Below are 18,463 nucleotides of genomic sequence, written 5' to 3'. Positions count from 1 at the left end.
GTGTAGTTATGCACATAACTGCGTGGTCGTGATCCGGCAGATGTGGGGCTGTCATGAAGTTCCAATCCCGAAGCCAGCTCATCGGACTGGCGCTGGTTCCGGTCCTGACGCTCGGCCTCTCCGCTTGCCTCCCACCTTCTTCCGACGGACTTTCTCCCAGCCCTGGCCCCGGATCGTCCACCACGGGAACGTCGGCGCGTCCGCAACCCACCGCCGTCGTACCGACGGCCGGCCAGCCCGCGGGTCCTGCAGGTCCTGGCGCGCCACAGGCTGAGGCACCCGTAGTGCGCTGGGTTCCGGTGGGGCCGATCGGGCCCAACGACCCCACGTCGGGCCAGCGGTACCTCCTGCTGCAGCAGTTCCAGTGCGACGCCTTGTCCCAGAGCGTGGAGGGCGCCGATGACGCTGCCGTATGGGAGGCGGGCGCGGCCGTTTGCCGGGCGCTGCAAACGGGCAGTCAACAGGACTGGCAACGGGCGTCCATCGCTGTTGCCGCCACACCCAGGATTCCCCAAACTCAATGCCTTGAGTTCAGGGTGGCCGCCACCGCTGCTTCGCTCGTGGCCCAACACCGCAGCAACCCAAGTGCCGCCTACCGGGTAGAGCCGGGACAGGGCGAGGCATGCCCGCGTCAGCTGCTGGGGCTGACGGTCGTCGACGAGGAATTGCGACCTGTTCCGGGAATGGCCCGGGCTTCCGGTCCCCGTACGGGCGGCACGATTGTTCGCCTGGATGGCTACTACGTGCGGGTGGGCGAGGTCCTGTTTGACGGCGTCCCCGCAGTCCCGGACATCGTTGGCGGGGGCGGCGACTACGAGACACTGTTCCTGCGTATGCCGCCGGCAGAAGGCAGGGAGACCATCCGGATCTCCATTACGGACACGGTGGACATCAGTGGGACTGTGACGTTCTTCTATGACGATTCCGGTGGGGCCGGCAGTTCACCAAGCCCATCGGAAACCGGGGGCAGCATCCCTGCCACGGAGCCGCCGACCAGCAGCCCGGCGCCCACTGCTACGTCCAGTGGGACCTCCGCGACGGCTGCCCCGTGAGCGCTTCCCCCGAGCCTGATGAACAGAGCCTGATCAACACCCGTTGGCAGAGGACCAAGGATGTGCTCTCCGTCGTCGGTCCGCCGTTGACTGTTGTTACGGCGCTTCTGGTGTACTTCGGCTGGGCCCGCACCGATGCCCAGGCAAAGGCCATGGGATTGGATGTGAGCCTCTTCGGGTACACGGTCCAGGACTTCATCCTCCGCAGTATCCAGTCCTTGTTCCAGCCGTTGGCCTGGCTGGTGGTGATCGGGCTGCTGTGGCTGATGCTTGACAGGGCCGTGTCACAGCTCCTCGAAGGCGGGCGGCATCGGGGTCTCATCCGCAGGACAGCAACAGTGGTGCTGGTTCTCGGTTTCGCCTACGCGGCCGTGATGTGGGTGGTGGTCGTGACGCAGCCGGAGCGGATTCTGCTGTATGCGCCCTTCCTCATCGCAGCGGGGCTCGTCGTAGGGGCCTGGGGCCTCAGTGTCCGACGCCGAGCTGTTTCGCCCGGCGATAAGCCGGTCCGGTCAAGGCCCCGCGCCCTTGAAACAGCGCTGGTGTTTGTCCTTGTCACGCTATTGCTGTTTTGGGGAACATCCGATTTTGCCCAGGCGCTGGGACGGGGAGCCGCCGTCGATTACCAGGAGAGGTCCGGCCTGCTGCCCACGGCTGTTGTCTACAGCAAGGAGCGCCTGGCGGTCAGTGCCCCCAACGTCCATGAAGAGTCGACCGGCACCGAAGCGGCTCCGCTGTACCGCTACACGGGTCTCCGGCTATTGGTTGTCAGTGGCGGCAGGATTTTTTTGCTGAACGATGGGTGGAGCCTGGCCCAGGGGCGTGTGGTGGTCCTTCCGGACAACGGCACCGTCCGCGTGGAGTATGGGAACCCCACCGCCGACTGATTAGTCTGGGTCCATGGGGACTTTCCAATACTACGTAGCTTCCACCATTGACGGCTTCATCGCATCACCGGACGACGACCTTGGCTGGCTGTTGCAGTTCGACAGGGTGGATGGGGTCAGCCAGAGCATCAAATCCTTCATGGCCGGGGTCGGGTGCATCGCCATGGGCGGCGATACCTATCGGTGGCTCATGGAACACGAGCCTGGCAAGTGGCCCTATCCGGGTACGCCTTGCTGGGTCTTCACCCATCACGAATACTCCGCGCCGGCCGGCTCGGACATCACCTTTGTTCGGGGCGACGTCCGCGAGTTCGCGCCGGACCTGCTCAAGGACGCAGGAGACAAGAATGTCTGGCTGGTGGGCGGAGGCGACCTCGTGGCCCAATTCGCCAATGCGGGCCTGCTCCACGAAATGATCGTCACCATCATCCCGGTGGTGTTGGGAGCCGGTAAGCGGCTTTTGCCGCTGGACGGCCCGACGGCGCCACTTGAGCTGGTCTCGTCCAAGATCCTGGGTGGGGCCGCCGCAGAGTTGCACTACAGGCTGCCGCAACGGCCACACTAGTCGCCCGGCGCCGGGACCTGCTGGGGACTCAGTGGCGGTTGTCCCGGATCATGTTGGTGATCCGGGCAGTTGAGAGCCGTCGGCCTTTCTCATCGGTGATCACGATTTCGTGCGTGGCCAGGGTTCCACCGAGGTGGATGGCGGTGCACGTGCCCGTCACGGTGCCGCTGGCAACCGAGCGGTGGTGCGTAGCGCCCACCTCGATGCCCACGGCGTGACGATCCTTCCCGGCGTGCAGCGAAGCAGCAAACGATCCCAGTGTCTCCGCGAGGACCACGTGTGCTCCGCCGTGCAGAATCCCAGCCACTTGGGTGTTCCCCTCCACCGGCATGGTGGCCACCATGCGCTCGGCACCCATCTCCGTAAAGCGGATCCCCATCTTCACCACAAGGTCACCGACGCCGTGCGCTGAGAGCCAATCGTGGAATTCTTCCGGCACACCTGCCTCGTTGAGCTGGTCGACAAACCGGTTCGGCGTGAAATTGTCCATCATGCCAACTAGGCTGGCACCTGTGAGTGAAACAACCAAACCGGACCAGGTTCCAACGGCCCAAGCTGCTGCCATCGCTACAGCACCCACCCCCTCTGCCACGGCATCCACCAGCACTACGGGGGAGGGCCGGCCCAGGCTGCTGGTCCTGGACGGCCACTCCATGGCGTTCCGGGCTTTCTACGCCCTTCCAGCCGAAAATTTCTCCACGGCCAGGGGCCAGTACACCAACGCCGTCCACGGCTTCACCTCCATGCTGATCAACCTGATCAAGGACCAGAAGCCCACTCATATCGCCGTGGCCTTCGACGTCTCTGACGACACCACATTCCGCAAAGCCGAATACAGCGAGTACAAGGGCGGCCGCAACGCGACCCCGGCGGAATTCGCAGGCCAGATCGGGCTGATTGCAAGGGTGATGGAGGCCTGGGGCATCAGGACCATCGCCATGCCCGGATACGAAGCGGACGACGTCCTGGCAACCCTGGCCGCACAGGCTGACGCTGCCGGTTTCGAGGTGTTGCTGGTCTCCGGCGACAGGGACGCTTTCCAGCTCATCAACGACAACGTCTTTGTGCTGTACCCCAAGCAGGGGGTCAGTAACATCCCCAAAATGGACGCCGCAGCCATTGAAGAGAAGTACTTCGTCAAACCCGGTTTGTACTCGGATCTCGCCGCCCTTGTTGGCGAAACCGCGGACAACTTGCCCGGAGTACCAGGCGTTGGCCCCAAGACCGCTGCAAAGTGGATCAACCTCTATGGCGGCCTGGAAGGAATCCTGGAAAACCTCGATGCCATCGGCGGCAAAGTGGGCGGAGCGCTCAAGGAAAACCTCGAGAACGTCAAGCGCAACCGCAGGCTCAACCAGCTGCTGACCGATCTGGACCTGCCAATCACGCTGGCGGACCTGCACGAGCCGCGTCCGGACCGCCAGGCGATCGAGGACCTCTTTGAAGAACTCGAATTCCGCACGCTCCGCACCCGGCTCTTCGACCTCTACGGCGACGACACCGCGGGAGCCGCGCCGGACACCATCGAGGCCCCTGAATTTTCCGTGCTCACGGACGCTGCCGGGCTCGAGGCATTCTTCGCCGCAGGTTCAGGTGTGCGTTCGGCATTGGCCGTTCAGCTCGTCCCGGGCCGGATCGGTGACGATGCCAGTGCCCTGGCTGTTGTCCGGAGCAACGGAGCGGCCTACATCGAGCTCGCAGGCTTGGACGCTGCGGCTGAAGCGGTCCTCGCGCGCTGGCTGCAGGACCCCGAGGAAGCCAAGGTCCTCCACGAGTTCAAATCGGCGCTCAAGGCCCTGCACAATCGGGGCTTGGGGCTCGAAGGCGTGGTGGATGACACGTCCATTTCCGGCTACTTGATCCAACCGGACCGCCGCAGCTATGACCTGGCCGAACTCGCACAGGTTCACCTGAAGATCTCACTGGCTGCCGCTGCAGCACAGTCGGGCCAGCTTGAGCTCGACCTTTCGGGTGATACTGATCAGGTTGCCGCTACATCGCTGGTCCAGCATGCCGCCGTCGTGCACGCCCTCAGCAAGCACTTCGAAACGGAACTAGCCGAAATCAAGGCTGACGCCCTGCTGACAACGTTGGAACTGCCGGTGGCACGCGTCCTGGCGCAGATGGAACTTACCGGTATTTTCGTTTCCACGGACCGCATGGACGAGCAACTCGCAGACCTCACCAAGGTGATCCAGAATGCCCAGGAACAAGCGTTTGCGGCAATCGGGCATGAAGTGAACCTTGGATCCCCCAAGCAACTGCAGACAGTCCTCTTCGAGGAACTTGGCCTGCCCAAGACCAAGAAGATCAAGTCCGGCTACACCACCGACGCGGCTTCCTTGAAGGGGCTGTTGGAAAAGACCGGTCACGAATTCCTGGTCCAGCTCATGGCGCACCGTGAGTCCTCCAAGCTGGCCCAGATGGTGGAGACCCTCAAGAAATCCGTGGCTGACGACGCCCGTATCCACACTACGTACGCGCAGAACATCGCAGCCACCGGCCGTATCTCGTCCAACAACCCCAATCTTCAGAACATCCCGGTCCGCAGCGAGGAGGGCCGGCGCGTCCGTGGAATCTTCGTGGTCAGTGAAGGCTACGAATGCCTCCTGTCCGCCGACTACTCACAGATCGAAATGCGCATCATGGCGCACCTTTCGGGGGATGAGGCCCTGATCCAGGCTTACCGCGACGGGGAGGACTTGCACCGCTTCGTTGGGTCGCGGATCTTCAACGTTGAACCAGCCGAGGTCACCAGCGCCATGCGCTCCAAGGTAAAGGCCATGTCCTATGGCTTGGCCTACGGCCTAACGTCTTTCGGCTTGTCCAAGCAGCTGGAAATCTCCGTGGATGAAGCGCGGACACTCATGAAGGACTACTTCGACCGCTTCGGGGGTGTACGTGATTACCTGCGGGGAGTTGTGGACCAAGCCAGGACCGACGGTTACACAGCCACCATCGAAGGCCGACGCCGTTATCTCCCGGACCTGACCAGCACCAACCGACAAGCCCGAGAGGCAGCAGAGCGGATTGCGCTGAACTCACCCATCCAGGGCTCAGCAGCGGACCTCATCAAACGCGCCATGCTGGGAGTTTCTGCAGAGCTTGCGAGCCAGGGCCTGAAGTCCCGCATGCTGCTGCAGGTCCACGACGAACTCGTCCTGGAAGTTGCGCCCGGGGAACGCGAAGCAGTGGAGAAGCTGGTGATCGAACAGATGGGCTCGGCCGCCGAATTGTCAGTGCCCCTCGACGTCCAGATCGGCGTCGGGTCAAGCTGGTACGAGGCCGGACATTAGTCCAGGCACGGATTCAAAGGACCGCCGGAGGGCGCGCCGCCGAGATGGTGGCGCGCCCTCCGGCGTCTGGCTAGGCTCGAGGGCGTGGCTGATCCCAATGAACGAAACCTTGAAAAATACTCCGTCCAGCGTTTCCCTGCCGTAGCCGATTCCACCGCCGCAGATTACAACCGGTGCACCACATGGGTGCAGGCGGTGTCACACGGGTTCCACCAGCAACGGCGCGATGACGAATACCTGGCCAAGACGTTGAAGGCTTACCAAACAGATCAACGCGAGCTGACAGGTGTCTACGTCAACGGCGGCGTGCCCGACCATTCGCTGGCGGCCGACGTGCCCGTGGCTACGTACGCCACCATGCGCAAGGCCTTGAACGTTGGCTTTGGCCGCCAGCTGGAGTCGAATCTGGTCACGGCTGTGACCGTCCGTGGTACCCACCGCCGGAACGGAATCCTTCGCGGCATGATCACCGCAGATCTGGAAGCTGCCAAGGATGATGGACTGGCCATGGCGGCCCTCACGGCCTCCGAGGGTTCCATCTACGGCCGCTTCGGCTTCGGGGTGGCTACATTCGAGCGGAGCATCAAGGTTGATACCGGTCCACGCTTCCGCCTCAGGGGAGTGCCTGAAGGCACTGTGGAAGTCGCCGATCCCTCTGAGCTGTTGACGGTGGCGCCACAGGTATTTGAACGGGTCCAGCGGCTTTCACCCGGTTCCATTGACCGGCAGGAGTACTACCGCCTGGTGGCCTCCGGTTCCATAGGCCACGACGGCAAGCCGGACACCAGCGTCCGCTGCGCCCTGCACTACGACCTGTCCGGAACGTTGGATGGCTATGTTTCCTACCGTTTCAAGGGCTGGGACCACAAGCCATACACCATGGAAATCGTGGACCTCGTGGCCGCAAGGAACGCAGGCTATCTTGACCTTTGGCGCTTCCTGGGCAGCATCGACCTTATTGACGAAGTGACCTGGGCTGAGGCCCCCGTGGACGACCCCCTCGTGTGGGCACTCGAGGATCCAAGGTGTATTGATGCCTCTGAGATCCGCGACATGCTGTGGCTCCGGATCCTGGATACCGCCGCCGCCCTGCAAGCACGCAGCTTCCCCGTTGCTGGAAAACTGGTGCTTGAGGTCACGGATTCCTTGGGTTTGGCCGGAGGCACCTGGGTTCTGGAGTCCGACGGCGGTGCTGCCGCCGTCGTCAATGACGCGTCGGGTGCGACGCCAGACCTCAGCATGGACGTTGCGGATCTCGCGTCCATCTACCTGGGTGCGGTGTCTCCGGTGACGTTGACCGCAGCCGGACGCATCCGGGAGATGACGCCGGGCGCTGCACTCAAGGCCCAGCAGCTCTTTACGGTGGAACGTTCCGCGCACTGCCTGACCCATTTCTAGACCACTCCACAACACCACAACCACAACCACAAACACATAGTCACAACCAGATAGGACATCCATGGGGGATTCCAAGCGGCGGCCATTGGCCGGCCGGCGATCAGTGCTGCTTGGAATGGCCGGCTTGATGTCGGCGGCCCTGGCGGCGTGCGCGGACAGCGGGCAGGGCATCCGGCCGGAGATGTCGGGGGAGCAATCGGGGGCACCGCGAACAGGCCCGGCAACCCCGCCGCCGTCCATTGCCGCCATATCCAGCCAACAGGCGGCCGCTGCCTTGGCTCCTGCCACTGCGTCCGCACCGCCTCCCGCGCCTGACAAGCAGCAGGTCCTTGCCGAGTTCGCAGGGAGGTATCCCAAGGAGTGGGGGCTCCACATTACGGGCGTCGTGAACAGGTCAACGTCCCACAAAGTGGCGCTGACCTTTGATGCCTGCGGCGGTCCGGGCGGGACAGGCTGCGATCACAGGCTCCTCCAGACCCTTCGGAAGCTCAGCGTCCAGGCCACCTTGTTCATCAACAGCCGGTGGATCCAGGCCAACCCGTCCCTCTCGGTGGAGTTGGCCGCCGACCCGCTGTTCGAGCTGGCCAACCATGGAACCGCGCACCTCCCGTTGTCGGTCTCCGGGAAGTCCGCCTACGGGATCGCAGGGACAGCCAATGCGGCCGCGGCGTACGACGAACTCATGGGCAACCAGGCCATCATGCAGCAACTGACAGGAACGCCTCCGCGCTTCTTCCGGCCCGGGACTGCGTTCTACGACGACGTCGCAGTGGAGATGACGCGGAGGCTTGGCATGTTGCCGGTCAACTTTTCGGTCAACGGCGACGGCGGCGCCACCTATCCGGCGGCCACGGTCGCCACCGAAGTGGGGCGGGCGGGAGCTGGCGACATCGTGATTTCACACTTCAACAGGCCGGCATCCGGAACCGCGGAAGGCTACGCGCTGGCCCTGCCACGACTCTTGGACCTCGGGGTGCCGTTCGGACGTCTAGGCGACATCCTGGCGCCGTAACACTCCTTTTGACCCTGCTTTGCCAATGCGACTAGAATAAACGGGCGTGTACTACGTGCATGCATCCATTTTGTACTAATCCACAAATCAGGATGACCCGGCGATTTGCCGTGTTCTGCCGTCCGGACCCGGGCGGCAGCGGTTTGCCTGACCGACTATCTATCCACAACGGAGCCCCTACTACATGACCATCACCTCCACCGAGAAGCCCGGTACCCCCGTAGTCGCCATTAACGACATCGGTACCGCTGAGGACTTCCTCGCAGCTGTCGACGCCACCATCAAGTACTTCAACGACGGAGACCTCGTCGAAGGTACCGTCGTCAAGGTCGACCGCGACGAAGTTCTGCTCGACATCGGTTACAAGACCGAAGGTGTCATCCCTTCCCGCGAGCTTTCCATCAAGCACGATGTTGATCCCGGTGACGTCGTCGCCGTTGGCGATCAGGTCGAAGCTTTGGTTCTCACCAAGGAAGACAAAGAAGGCCGTCTGATCCTCTCCAAGAAGCGTGCTCAGTACGAGCGTGCCTGGGGAGACATCGAGAAGGTCAAGGAAGAAGACGGCGTCGTTACCGGTACCGTCATCGAGGTTGTCAAGGGTGGCCTCATCCTGGACATCGGCCTGCGCGGCTTCCTGCCCGCATCGCTCGTGGAGATGCGTCGTGTCCGCGACCTCGCTCCGTACATCGGTCAGCAGATCGAAGCCAAGATCATCGAGCTGGACAAGAACCGCAACAACGTTGTGCTGTCCCGCCGTGCATGGCTCGAGCAGACCCAGTCCGAGGTTCGCTCCACGTTCCTCAACAAGCTGGAAAAGGGCCAGGTTCGTCCGGGCGTTGTTTCCTCCATCGTCAACTTCGGTGCCTTCGTGGACCTGGGCGGCGTAGACGGCCTCGTTCACGTTTCCGAGCTGTCTTGGAAGCACATCGACCACCCGTCCGAGGTTGTCGAGGTTGGCCAGGAAGTCACCGTCGAGGTCCTCGAGGTGGATCTGGACCGCGAGCGTGTCTCCCTGTCGCTCAAGGCTACGCAGGAAGATCCGTGGCAGACCTTCGCCCGCACCCACGCCCTCGGCCAGGTTGTTCCGGGTAAGGTCACCAAGCTGGTTCCGTTCGGTGCGTTCGTTCGCGTCGAAGACGGCATCGAAGGCCTCGTTCACATCTCCGAGCTGGCTGTCCGCCACGTTGAGCTCGCCGAGCAGGTTGTCTCCGTTGGCGACGAACTGTTCGTCAAGGTCATCGACATCGACCTCGAGCGTCGCCGTATCTCCCTCTCCCTCAAGCAGGCTAACGAGGGCGTTGACGCTGACAGCACCGAGTTCGATCCCGCTCTGTACGGCATGGCCGCTGAGTACGACGAAGAGGGCAACTACAAGTACCCTGAGGGCTTCGACCCCGAGTCGAACGAATGGCTCGAAGGCTACGAGACGCAGCGCGCCGCTTGGGAGCAGCAGTACGCTGACGCCCAGACCCGCTGGGAAGCCCACAAGAAGCAGGTTGCCCAGCACGCTGCCGACGACGCTGCAGCTGCAACGTCCGGTGAGAGCGATTCCGGCACCACGAGCTACTCCTCGGAGCCGGCTGCTGCTGAGTCCAACGCCGGCACCCTGGCGTCCGACGAAGCACTCGCCGCACTGCGTGAGAAGCTGACCGGCAACTAATTCCGCCGCCCTCACGGGATGTGCTGAATAGCCAAAGAAGGACCCCTGCCTCCGGGCGGGGGTCCTTCTGCGTTGTAACGCATGCTGTCAGCTGGAGACGTCGATCCACTCGGTTCTTTCGGGGCGCAACTCCGCATTGCCGGCGGTCAACGAAGCTACCCGTGCCCGGGCTTCGGCGATGGCTTCCGGCTGGTCCCGCAGCGCCACGCGCAGAATGGCGTGCCGGGCCTCATATGCAGTCTCCGCCATGACGTATCCGGCACCCCGCAGTTCATTTTCCAGGCGGCCGGCGTCGGCGTGGGGGACCTCAACAGCGCACAGCCGCAGGCGGCGCCTGTGGACCAACGGTGCCAGGTCCAAGGCGGTGGAGACCGATTCGGAGTAGGCGCGTACCAGCCCGCCGGCGCCCAGAAGGATCCCACCGAAGTAGCGGACGACGACGGCACTGACGTCGCTGAGGTCGGTCGCCCCAGTCGCTGTTTCGCGTTTAATGAGGGCTTCCAGCATGGGGATGCCCGCCGTGCCGGACGGTTCGCCGTCATCACTGGAGCGTTGGATCATGCGGTCCGGTCCTATGACGAACGCCGAGCAATGGTGGCGGGCACCGTGGAATTCACGTCGCAGGTCAGCCACCAGGGAACGAGCGGTTTCTTCGTCCGGTGAGCGCCGGAGAACGGTAATGAAACGGGACCGGCGGATTTCCAGTTCGTGGCGAAAGTCAGGACCTGCCGTCAGCGTCGTGTAGTTGGTCGCACGGCTGTCTTCCTCAAATTCCACCGCTTCAGTCTAGTGTTGAGGAGTGCTGAAAATCGGACTAACGGGCGGCATCGCCTCGGGGAAATCACTGGTGGCCTCCAGGTTGCAGGAACTGGGTGCACTCCTTATCGATGCGGACCTTATCGCACGGCAGGTGGTAGAGCCTGGAACTGCAGGACTGGATCGTATTGTCGAGGCGTTCGGTCGCGGCATTCTGGATGAGGAGGGCCGGCTGGACCGGCCCAAACTCGGCTCCATTGTTTTTCACGACCCTTCCCAACGCGAAGTGCTCAACGGCATCGTCCATCCCTTGGTTCGCGAGGCTGCGGCAGCAATGATGGCCGGCGCCGGCGCGGGCGACATCGTGGTGCAGGACATCCCCCTCCTGGTTGAGACCGGGCAGGGCAGCAAGTTCCACCTCGTGGTGGTGGTTGATGCACCCGACGACCTTCGCGTCCAGCGGATGGTGGAACTCCGCGGGATGACGCCCGAGGATGCTCGTTCCCGCATGGCAGCGCAAGCCACACGTAAGGACCGGAACGCCGCTGCCGACGTTATCCTGGACAACGCAGCAACCCGCGAAGAGTTGCTCGCCACCGTCGACGGCCTCTGGGAACAACGCCTGGTGCCCTTTGCTGAGAACATCAAGCGTGGTGTCCGGGCAGTTCGAAGCGACGGCCCTGTCATGGCCTCATCGAAGGAGCACTGGGGATCCCAGGCCGCACGCCTCGCGGAGCGCCTTATGGCAGCAGCGCCCGAAGAGATTATGGCGGTGGACCACATAGGGTCCACTTCGGTGCCGGGGTTGGCCGCGAAGGACGTTCTTGACCTCCAAGTGGCCGTGGCGGACCTTGACACAGCGGACCGAATTGCGCCGCTGCTGGCAGCCGCCGGGTTCCCTGCAGTGCCCCATGTCCGTCAGGACACGCCGAAACCCTCGCACCCCGAGCCTGAAGGCTGGCAGAAACGATTCCATGCCAATGCCGATCCTGGCCGGCCGGTCAACCTGCACGTACGGGTGGCGGGCTCACCGGGATGGCACTATGCGTTGTTGTTCCGCGACTGGTTGCGGGCAGAGCCGTCAGCGGTCGCGCTGTACGAGAGCCACAAACGCGAACTCGCGGGCCGGTATGCGGAGGACCGGGATACCGCCGCCTACGCCGATGCCAAGGAGCCGTGGTTCACGGACATCGCGTGGCCCCTCGTGGAAGAGTGGGCCAACCGCACTGGTTGGAGGCCGCCGTCGTATTCCTCTTCTGCTGTCCGCAAACGCGGACAGTAGCTGTCCTGGGGCAGGGGTAGATTGGTTTCATGAGCCTTGCCCAGGAAATCAACCGTGTCGTCGCGCCTTTTGAAGTGGTCAGTGAATACAAACCTGCCGGCGACCAACCCACCGCCATCGCCGAACTGACTGAACGCATCAATAACGGCGAGAAGGATGTTGTGCTCCTGGGCGCCACGGGTACGGGCAAGAGTGCCACCACGGCGTGGCTCATCGAGCAGGTTCAGCGGCCCACCTTGGTGATGGTCCAGAACAAGACCCTCGCCGCGCAGTTGGCCAATGAATTCAGGGAGCTCCTGCCGAACAACGCAGTGGAATACTTCGTTTCCTACTACGACTACTACCAGCCTGAGGCCTACGTCGCCCAGACGGACACCTTCATCGAGAAGGATTCCTCCATCAACGAGGAAGTCGAACGGCTCCGCCACTCCGCCACCAACGCCTTGCTCACCAGACGCGATGTGATCGTGGTGGCCACCGTGTCGTGCATCTATGGCCTTGGTACCCCGGAAGAGTACATCGCCGGAATGGTCACCCTGCGGAAGGGCGCGGAGATGAACCGCGACCACTTGCTGCGGAAGTTCGTGTCCATGCAGTACGCCCGCAACGACATGGACTTCCACCGTGGCACCTTCCGGGTTCGCGGTGACACTGTTGAAATCATCCCCATGTACGAGGAACTCGCCATCAGGATAGAGTTCTTCGGCGATGAGATCGAGAACATCCAGACCCTCCATCCACTGACCGGCGAGGTGCTTCGCGACGAAGAAGAGATGTATGTTTTCCCCGCCTCGCACTATGTGGCTGGTCCTGAGCGCATGGCGCGCGCCATCAAGCGGATCGAAGACGAACTCGCCGACCGCCTGAAGGTCCTGGAAAGCCAGAACAAACTGGTGGAAGCCCAGCGACTCCGTATGCGTACCACCTATGATCTCGAAATGATGCAGCAGATGGGCTTCTGCAACGGCATCGAAAACTACTCCGTGCACATTGACGGCCGTGAGCCCGGAACGGCACCCCACTGCCTGATCGACTATTTCCCCGACGACTTCCTACTGGTGGTGGATGAGTCGCATGTCACCATTCCACAAATCGGCGCCATGTACGAAGGTGACATGTCCCGCAAGCGGAACCTCGTGGACTTCGGCTTCCGGTTGCCGTCAGCCATGGACAACCGGCCCCTGAAGTGGGACGAATTCCTGGAGCGGATCGGCCAGACGGTCTACCTGTCCGCAACTCCTGGCAAGTATGAGCTTGGCAAGGCAGACGGCTACGTTCAGCAGATCATCCGTCCCACCGGGCTCATCGATCCCGAGGTTGTGGTCAAGCCCACCAAGGGCCAGATCGACGACCTGTTGGGGGAGATCAGGACCCGTACGGAGAAAAACGAGCGCGTCCTCGTGACGACGCTGACCAAGCGGATGGCGGAAGATCTCACCGATTACCTGGTGGGTCACGGCGTCAAGGTGGAATACCTCCACTCCGACGTCGACACCCTGCGTCGCGTCGAACTGCTGCGGGAACTCCGCATGGGCGTCTTCGATGTCCTCGTGGGCATTAACCTGCTCAGGGAAGGCTTGGACCTGCCGGAAGTCTCCTTGGTAAGCATCCTGGACGCGGATAAGGAAGGCTTCCTGCGGTCCTCCACCTCCCTGATCCAGACCATCGGACGTGCAGCCCGTAACGTTTCGGGCCAGGTGCACATGTACGCAGACCGCATTACGGATTCCATGGCTCACGCCATTGAAGAGACCAATCGCCGCCGCGCCATCCAGGTCCAGTACAACACCGACCATGGCATCGACCCCCAGCCGCTGCGGAAGAAAATCGCCGATATTACCGATCAGCTGGCCAAGGAAGACGCCGATACCCAGGAGCTGCTCAACAACAACCGCCTGGCCAAGGGTGGCAAGCGTGGCAAGTCTGCTGCCAAGGGCGCGGCCACCGTACGGCAGGACGGCCTCGCTGCGGCGCCGGCCGAGGACCTCGTGGGCCTCATCGAGCAGCTCACGGAGCAAATGCATGGTGCAGCCGCTGAACTCCAGTTCGAAGTAGCAGCCCGCATTCGCGACGAAGTCAAGGAGTTGAAGCGCGAGTTACGGCAGATGCAATCCGCCGGGCACGCCTAAGGTAAGGTTGAGGTCACGTAGGGGAGTATCCCAAGCGCTACATCCGTCAGCACGCAAGGCACAGATGCCTCGCCGGATCTAGCGGGCCGCCAACATCTGCATTCACCGCACCCTGGCAGGCCGGAGAGACTTACACCGCTTTCCCGTACCCTGCGAAAGGCACCTTAATGCAGCTTCCCGTCTGGTTCGAGGTCGGCTCCTTTGTCGTCCTCGGAATCATCCTGCTGATCGACCTCCTGTTGGTCGTCAAGCGTCCCCACGAACCTTCCATGAAGGAGGCCGGCCTCTGGGTTGGCTTCTATGTTGCCCTGGCGCTGGTCTTCGCCGTCGCCATGTTCTTCTTTGCCGGCGCTGAATACGGCGGACAGTTCGTCGCCGGTTGGGTTACTGAGTACAGCCTCAGTATCGACAACCTGTTTGTGTTCATCATCATCATGGCCCGCTTCTCCGTACCCCGTAAGTACCAACAGGAAGTGCTGATGGTGGGCATCATCATCGCGCTGATCCTTCGGGGTATCTTCATCGCCCTTGGCGCCGTGGTCATCGAACAGTTCAGCTGGGTGTTCTACATCTTCGGCGCGTTCCTGCTCTGGACTGCTTGGAAGCAGGCCAAGGATTCCGGTGAGGACGAGGAAGAGGGCGCGGAAAACCCGCTCATTGCCCGCCTTCGTAAAGTCCTGCCGATGTCCGAGAAGTTTGACGGCAACAAGATCCGCACCGTAGTGGACGGCAAGAAGGTCTTCACCCCCATGCTGATTGTGTTCATTACGATCGGCCTCACAGACCTCTTGTTCGCAGTTGACTCCATCCCCGCCATCTTCGGGCTGACCCAAAGCGCGTTCATCGTTTTCACCGCCAACATCTTTGCGCTGATGGGCCTGCGCCAGCTGTACTTCCTGCTCGGTGGATTGATGACCCGCTTGGTCTACCTCAAGCATGCGTTGTCGGTCATCCTGGCGTTCATTGGCGTCAAACTGGTTCTTCACGCCATGCACGTCAATGAGCTTCCGTTCATCAACGGCGGCCACCACATTGAGTGGGCTCCGGAGATCCCCACCTACGTGTCCCTGGCAGTGATCGTAGGCACCATCATCGTGGCGGTTGTCGCCAGCCTCCTGAGCCCGGCTGCCCGCCAGGCCAAGCTGGATGCCCGTTTGGAAGAAGACGCGCAGAAGAGCATGAGCGAGGCAGAGTAACTGACGCAGAAAGTTGTAGTCTCGTGAAGTGACTACCACTTCAAGAACGGCGCTGGACCCCCAACGGGTTCAGCGCCGTTCTGTTTTCCTGCTCAGTTCGGCCCAGCTCCTTAGCGGCGTTGGCAACGGCGCCACGCTCTCCATCGGGTCGTTGCTGGCCGTGGACTTATCAGGTTCCGAGGCCTGGGCGGGTTCCATCACCACCATCCTGACACTGGCCGCAGCGGTCTTCGCCCTTCCCTTGGCACGGTTGGCTGAGGTGCGTGGACGCCGTGTTGGGCTTGTTACTGGTCTGGTCGCCGCCATGATCGGTGCCCTTCTGATCATGGCTGCCGTGATGGCGCAATCCTTCCTCTTGCTATTGCTGGGAGCTGCGTTCCTCGGGCTTGGCACCGCGGCGAATCTTCAGGCGAGATTCGCCGCCGTCGACCTCGCCGATCCTGAGCACCGCGGGAGGTCGCTGTCCACCGTTGTCTGGGCCATCACCATCGGCGCAGTGGCGGGACCGAACTTGATTCAACCTGGCGCAGTGGTGGGCGCTGCCCTGGGGCTGCCACCCATTGCAGGGCCGTTCGTGTTTTCCGCGGCAGGGCTTTTCCTGGCGGCCGTCCTGCTGTTCGTCGGGCTAAGGCCAGACCCGTTGCTGCTGGCACGCCGCCTGGCGTCCACTGCCAAGGGTGCCAGCGACCCAGGCGAGCAGCCCGTCCGGGGCACCATCCGTTCCGGCCTGCGGGCGGTCCGCTCCTCGCCACTGGCGATCCTGGCCCTCGCGGCCGTGGTCGCTGCCCACGGTGTGATGGTGGCCGTGATGTCCATGACGCCACTGCACCTGCAACAGCTGGTGGGTGGATCCCACGAAGGCCACCATGGCGGAACCACCGACAGCACCGACGCGCTGGTGGTCATTGGACTCACCATCTCGCTTCACATTGCCGGCATGTTCGCGTTGTCTCCGGTGTGGGGCTGGCTGACGGACAAGGCCGGGCGCCTGCAGACCATAGCCATGGGACACGGGCTCCTCCTGGTAGCTGTCTTTATCGCCGGTTTCGGGCAGCGTGAACCTGTGCTGGTAACTGCTGGCCTGATCCTGCTCGGCCTGGGATGGTCGGCAGCAACCATTGCCGGTTCAACCTTGTTGGCCGAAAGCGTTGCTCCTGACCAGCGGGTGACAGTCCAAGGCGTCTCGGACACGTTAATGGGGGCCGCCGGAGCAGTCGGCGGCGCAACCTCCGGACTGCTTCTCGCATGGATCGGATACCAAGGACTCAACGTTGCTTCCAGTGTCATGGCGGCAGCGGTGCTCGCCCTGACAGCCCTGGTGGCAAGCCGCCCGAGGTCGCCTAACGCGGTGGAAGGGACCCCGGGCAAGCCACCAAACTAGCGTGCAGGGCGCACCATCGCGAAGAGTCGGCCGAAAATCCCTTCACCGTCCTCACCGATGCCGTCGTGATGGAAGTCGGACGTCACCCATGGTTGGAGCCCGCGCACCGCAGCGGCGGTTTCGAGGGAGAGGTCGTGGTCCACGTAGATGTCGTCCTTGTAGACGGCCGCGGCAACCGGAATCGTGTTGGCTGCCAGCCGTTCGGTGTCATACAGCGGCTTCCAGTCCTTCCTCGCAGCCAGCAACTCTGCCACCTCGCGCAGGGGAGCCAAGGACGGGTCCTGTTCGAAGTACCAGGGGTACACCATTTCCCCCGTCAGAAGGGGCTCCTCAGCCCCAGGCTTGAACTCCGGGTATTCCTCAAGCACACGCCAGGCTGCCCAGTTGGTCGCCTCGCCCTGACCGTAGATTGACTCGTGCAGGACCGCGTAGAGGGGATTGGCTGCCCTGCTCACCAGTGCCCGGACCTGCTCGAGGAACGCCTCGGACAACCGTTCTCCGGACGGAGTGTCGATGAAGGCGTCCTCCAAAAGGTAGTGCAATGAGTCCACACGGGTGTTGCCACCCAGGAACGACCCCACCATCTGGAACCGTTCCGGTGTGAGCCGTTCACCGCTTGCCAGGAACTCCGCGTGTTTCTCCAAGTGGCGGGCTATCCGGGTGACCAGCTCCCTGTCTTCCGGGTACCACGAGAAGTACTCGGCGTTTCGGGCAGCCACACGGCGGAAAGTTGCGCGGTACACCCGCTCGGCGGAACCTTCGAGCGGTGCCAGGCCACCAGTGATCAGGACTTCCCGCAATCCTTCCGGTGCGAACGAAAGGTAGGTCAGCGCACAGAAGCCGCCGAAACTCTGCCCCAGAACCGTCCACGGTCCGGAGTCCAGGACGCCCCGGATGAATTCAGCGTCAGCCACGATCGAATCGGCGCGGAAGTGGGTCAAGTAGTCGGCCTGGGCGTTGGCGTCTCCTTGGAGTTCCAACGACTGCCGTTCAATAGGCGTGGACAGCCCGGTGCCACGCTGGTCAAGCATCAGGATACGAAAATCTTTTGCAGCCGCCTTCATCCACCCTGACAGTGACGTGACCCTGTTACCGCGACCGCCCGGACCACCCTGCAGGAACAGCAGCCACGGGAGCCTGCCGGCTTCCTCAGCCGTGTGTTCCGTGGAGGAGTACTCCCTGGCGAACACGGTGATCGTCTCAGGGGTGTCGCTGTCCACCTCGGGTGCATGCACCAAAGGAACTGTGAAGTAGTGCTCAGCAGTCCGGACGCCACGGAACTCGTGACGTGCCCGGATGCTGTGTACGTCGCCGGAAGTCACGTGTTCAGCCACGGGCAAGCGCTTCCTTCGAGGTGTCGGCGTTCGCTCCGAATGCTTCGAGCGCGTGGCCCGTCAATCGGAAGGTGGACCACTCCTCCATGGGGAAGGCCCCGAGGTTCTTGTAGAAGTTGATGGACGGTTCGTTCCAGTTCAGGACGCTCCACTCCACCCGGGCATAGCCACGTTCGACGGCGGTTTGGGCCAGGTGCTGCAACAGCGCCTTGCCGTGGCCCTCGCCTCGGGCGTCAGGAACCACATAGAGATCCTCCAGGTAGATGCCGTGGACTCCTTCCCACGTGGAGTAGTTCAGGAACCACAGCGCAAAACCCTGGACGGCCCCGGCGGCATTCTCAGCCATCGTGGCATGAACGCGGGGATTCTCGCCAAAGAGGACTTCCGTCAACAATTCCGGGGTGTTTTTGACAGCGTCCGGTTCCTTTTCGTAGATCGCAAGATCGTGGATCATACGCAGGATCGCAGGGACGTCTTCAGCGGTGGCGGGGCGGATTACACTCATGTCTTCGAGC

At 62.6% G+C, this 18,463-nt stretch carries 15 protein-coding genes; 11 read left to right on the top strand and 4 right to left on the bottom strand.

Annotated features, from left to right (window positions below; translation table 11 throughout):
• The first annotated feature begins 53 nt into the window (after positions 1-53).
• Genes ACR30Z_RS07275 through ACR30Z_RS07265 form a run of 3 tightly spaced genes read left to right on the top strand, consistent with a single transcriptional unit; the run spans position 54 to position 2,504 of the window.
• Positions 54-1,052, top strand: a complete 999-nt coding sequence (locus ACR30Z_RS07275) for a hypothetical protein (RefSeq protein ID WP_434371807.1) — start codon at positions 54-56, stop codon at positions 1,050-1,052.
• Positions 1,049-1,939, top strand: coding sequence for a hypothetical protein (locus ACR30Z_RS07270; RefSeq protein WP_434371805.1), 891 nt, complete (start codon positions 1,049-1,051; stop codon positions 1,937-1,939). The genes ACR30Z_RS07275 and ACR30Z_RS07270 overlap by 4 nt, the downstream gene beginning before the upstream one ends.
• A 13-nt stretch (positions 1,940-1,952) precedes the next feature.
• Positions 1,953-2,504 carry a dihydrofolate reductase family protein gene (locus tag ACR30Z_RS07265; RefSeq protein WP_434371803.1) on the top strand — a complete coding sequence of 184 codons (552 nt, stop codon included), beginning with the start codon at positions 1,953-1,955 and terminating at the stop codon, positions 2,502-2,504.
• Positions 2,505-2,532: 28 nt separating this feature from the next.
• Here ACR30Z_RS07265 and ACR30Z_RS07260 read toward each other — a convergent pair whose 3' ends face one another.
• Entirely contained in the window at positions 2,533-2,997 is a 465-nt protein-coding gene (locus tag ACR30Z_RS07260; RefSeq protein WP_144648208.1) for a hotdog fold thioesterase, read from the bottom strand.
• Positions 2,998-3,016: 19 nt separating this feature from the next.
• On the opposite strand from ACR30Z_RS07260, the gene polA reads away from it, so the two are divergent.
• The 4 genes from polA to rpsA all read left to right on the top strand — a co-directional run bounded on the left by polA (position 3,017) and on the right by rpsA (position 9,870).
• Positions 3,017-5,800 (top strand): DNA polymerase I, encoded by a 2,784-nt coding sequence (polA, locus tag ACR30Z_RS07255; RefSeq protein WP_434371801.1) that lies wholly within the window; start codon positions 3,017-3,019, stop codon positions 5,798-5,800.
• Positions 5,801-5,884: 84 nt separating this feature from the next.
• Positions 5,885-7,198 (top strand): GNAT family N-acetyltransferase, encoded by a 1,314-nt coding sequence (locus ACR30Z_RS07250; protein ID WP_434371799.1) that lies wholly within the window; start codon positions 5,885-5,887, stop codon positions 7,196-7,198.
• 61 nt (positions 7,199-7,259) lie between these two features.
• The gene (locus ACR30Z_RS07245) at positions 7,260-8,210 is read left to right on the top strand and encodes a polysaccharide deacetylase family protein (protein WP_434371798.1); all 951 of its coding nucleotides are present in this window, start codon (positions 7,260-7,262) and stop codon (positions 8,208-8,210) included.
• 184 nt (positions 8,211-8,394) lie between these two features.
• Positions 8,395-9,870: a 30S ribosomal protein S1 gene (rpsA, locus tag ACR30Z_RS07240; RefSeq protein ID WP_011774756.1), complete on the top strand. Its 1,476-nt coding sequence runs from the start codon at positions 8,395-8,397 to the stop codon at positions 9,868-9,870.
• 87 nt (positions 9,871-9,957) lie between these two features.
• On the opposite strand, the gene ACR30Z_RS07235 is transcribed toward rpsA, so the two are convergent.
• On the bottom strand, positions 9,958-10,647 hold the full coding sequence (locus ACR30Z_RS07235) for an IMPACT family protein (RefSeq protein ID WP_434371796.1): 690 nt from the start codon (positions 10,645-10,647) through the stop codon (positions 9,958-9,960).
• 22 nt (positions 10,648-10,669) lie between these two features.
• Between ACR30Z_RS07235 and coaE the strand changes: the two genes are divergently transcribed.
• The 4 genes from coaE to ACR30Z_RS07215 all read left to right on the top strand — a co-directional run bounded on the left by coaE (position 10,670) and on the right by ACR30Z_RS07215 (position 16,614).
• Positions 10,670-11,908 carry a dephospho-CoA kinase gene (gene coaE, locus ACR30Z_RS07230; protein WP_434371795.1) on the top strand — a complete coding sequence of 413 codons (1,239 nt, stop codon included), beginning with the start codon at positions 10,670-10,672 and terminating at the stop codon, positions 11,906-11,908.
• A gap of 29 nt (positions 11,909-11,937) precedes the next feature.
• Positions 11,938-14,037, top strand: coding sequence for an excinuclease ABC subunit UvrB (gene uvrB / locus ACR30Z_RS07225; protein WP_144648214.1), 2,100 nt, complete (start codon positions 11,938-11,940; stop codon positions 14,035-14,037).
• Between the two features lie 167 nt (positions 14,038-14,204).
• A complete protein-coding gene (locus ACR30Z_RS07220) occupies positions 14,205-15,233 on the top strand; it encodes a TerC family protein (protein WP_144648215.1) in 1,029 nt (342 codons plus the stop codon).
• A 28-nt stretch (positions 15,234-15,261) separates the two neighbouring features.
• Entirely contained in the window at positions 15,262-16,614 is a 1,353-nt protein-coding gene (locus tag ACR30Z_RS07215; protein ID WP_434371794.1) for an MFS transporter, read from the top strand.
• Here ACR30Z_RS07215 and ACR30Z_RS07210 read toward each other — a convergent pair.
• Together ACR30Z_RS07210 and ACR30Z_RS07205 are read right to left on the bottom strand one after the other, a co-directional pair.
• On the bottom strand, positions 16,611-17,948 hold the full coding sequence (locus ACR30Z_RS07210) for an alpha/beta fold hydrolase (protein ID WP_144648217.1): 1,338 nt from the start codon (positions 17,946-17,948) through the stop codon (positions 16,611-16,613). The genes ACR30Z_RS07215 and ACR30Z_RS07210 overlap by 4 nt on opposite strands.
• Positions 17,941-18,453, bottom strand: a complete 513-nt coding sequence (locus ACR30Z_RS07205) for a GNAT family N-acetyltransferase (RefSeq protein ID WP_144648218.1) — start codon at positions 18,451-18,453, stop codon at positions 17,941-17,943. The genes ACR30Z_RS07210 and ACR30Z_RS07205 overlap by 8 nt, the downstream gene beginning before the upstream one ends.
• Positions 18,454-18,463: the final 10 nt, after the last annotated feature.

It is taken from the genome of Paenarthrobacter sp. FR1, from assembly GCF_051106045.1.
Lineage (GTDB): Bacteria > Actinomycetota > Actinomycetes > Actinomycetales > Micrococcaceae > Arthrobacter > Arthrobacter nitroguajacolicus_A.
The sequence above is the reverse complement of the archived record's forward strand: the minus strand, read 5'-3'. Positions and strand labels throughout refer to the sequence as shown.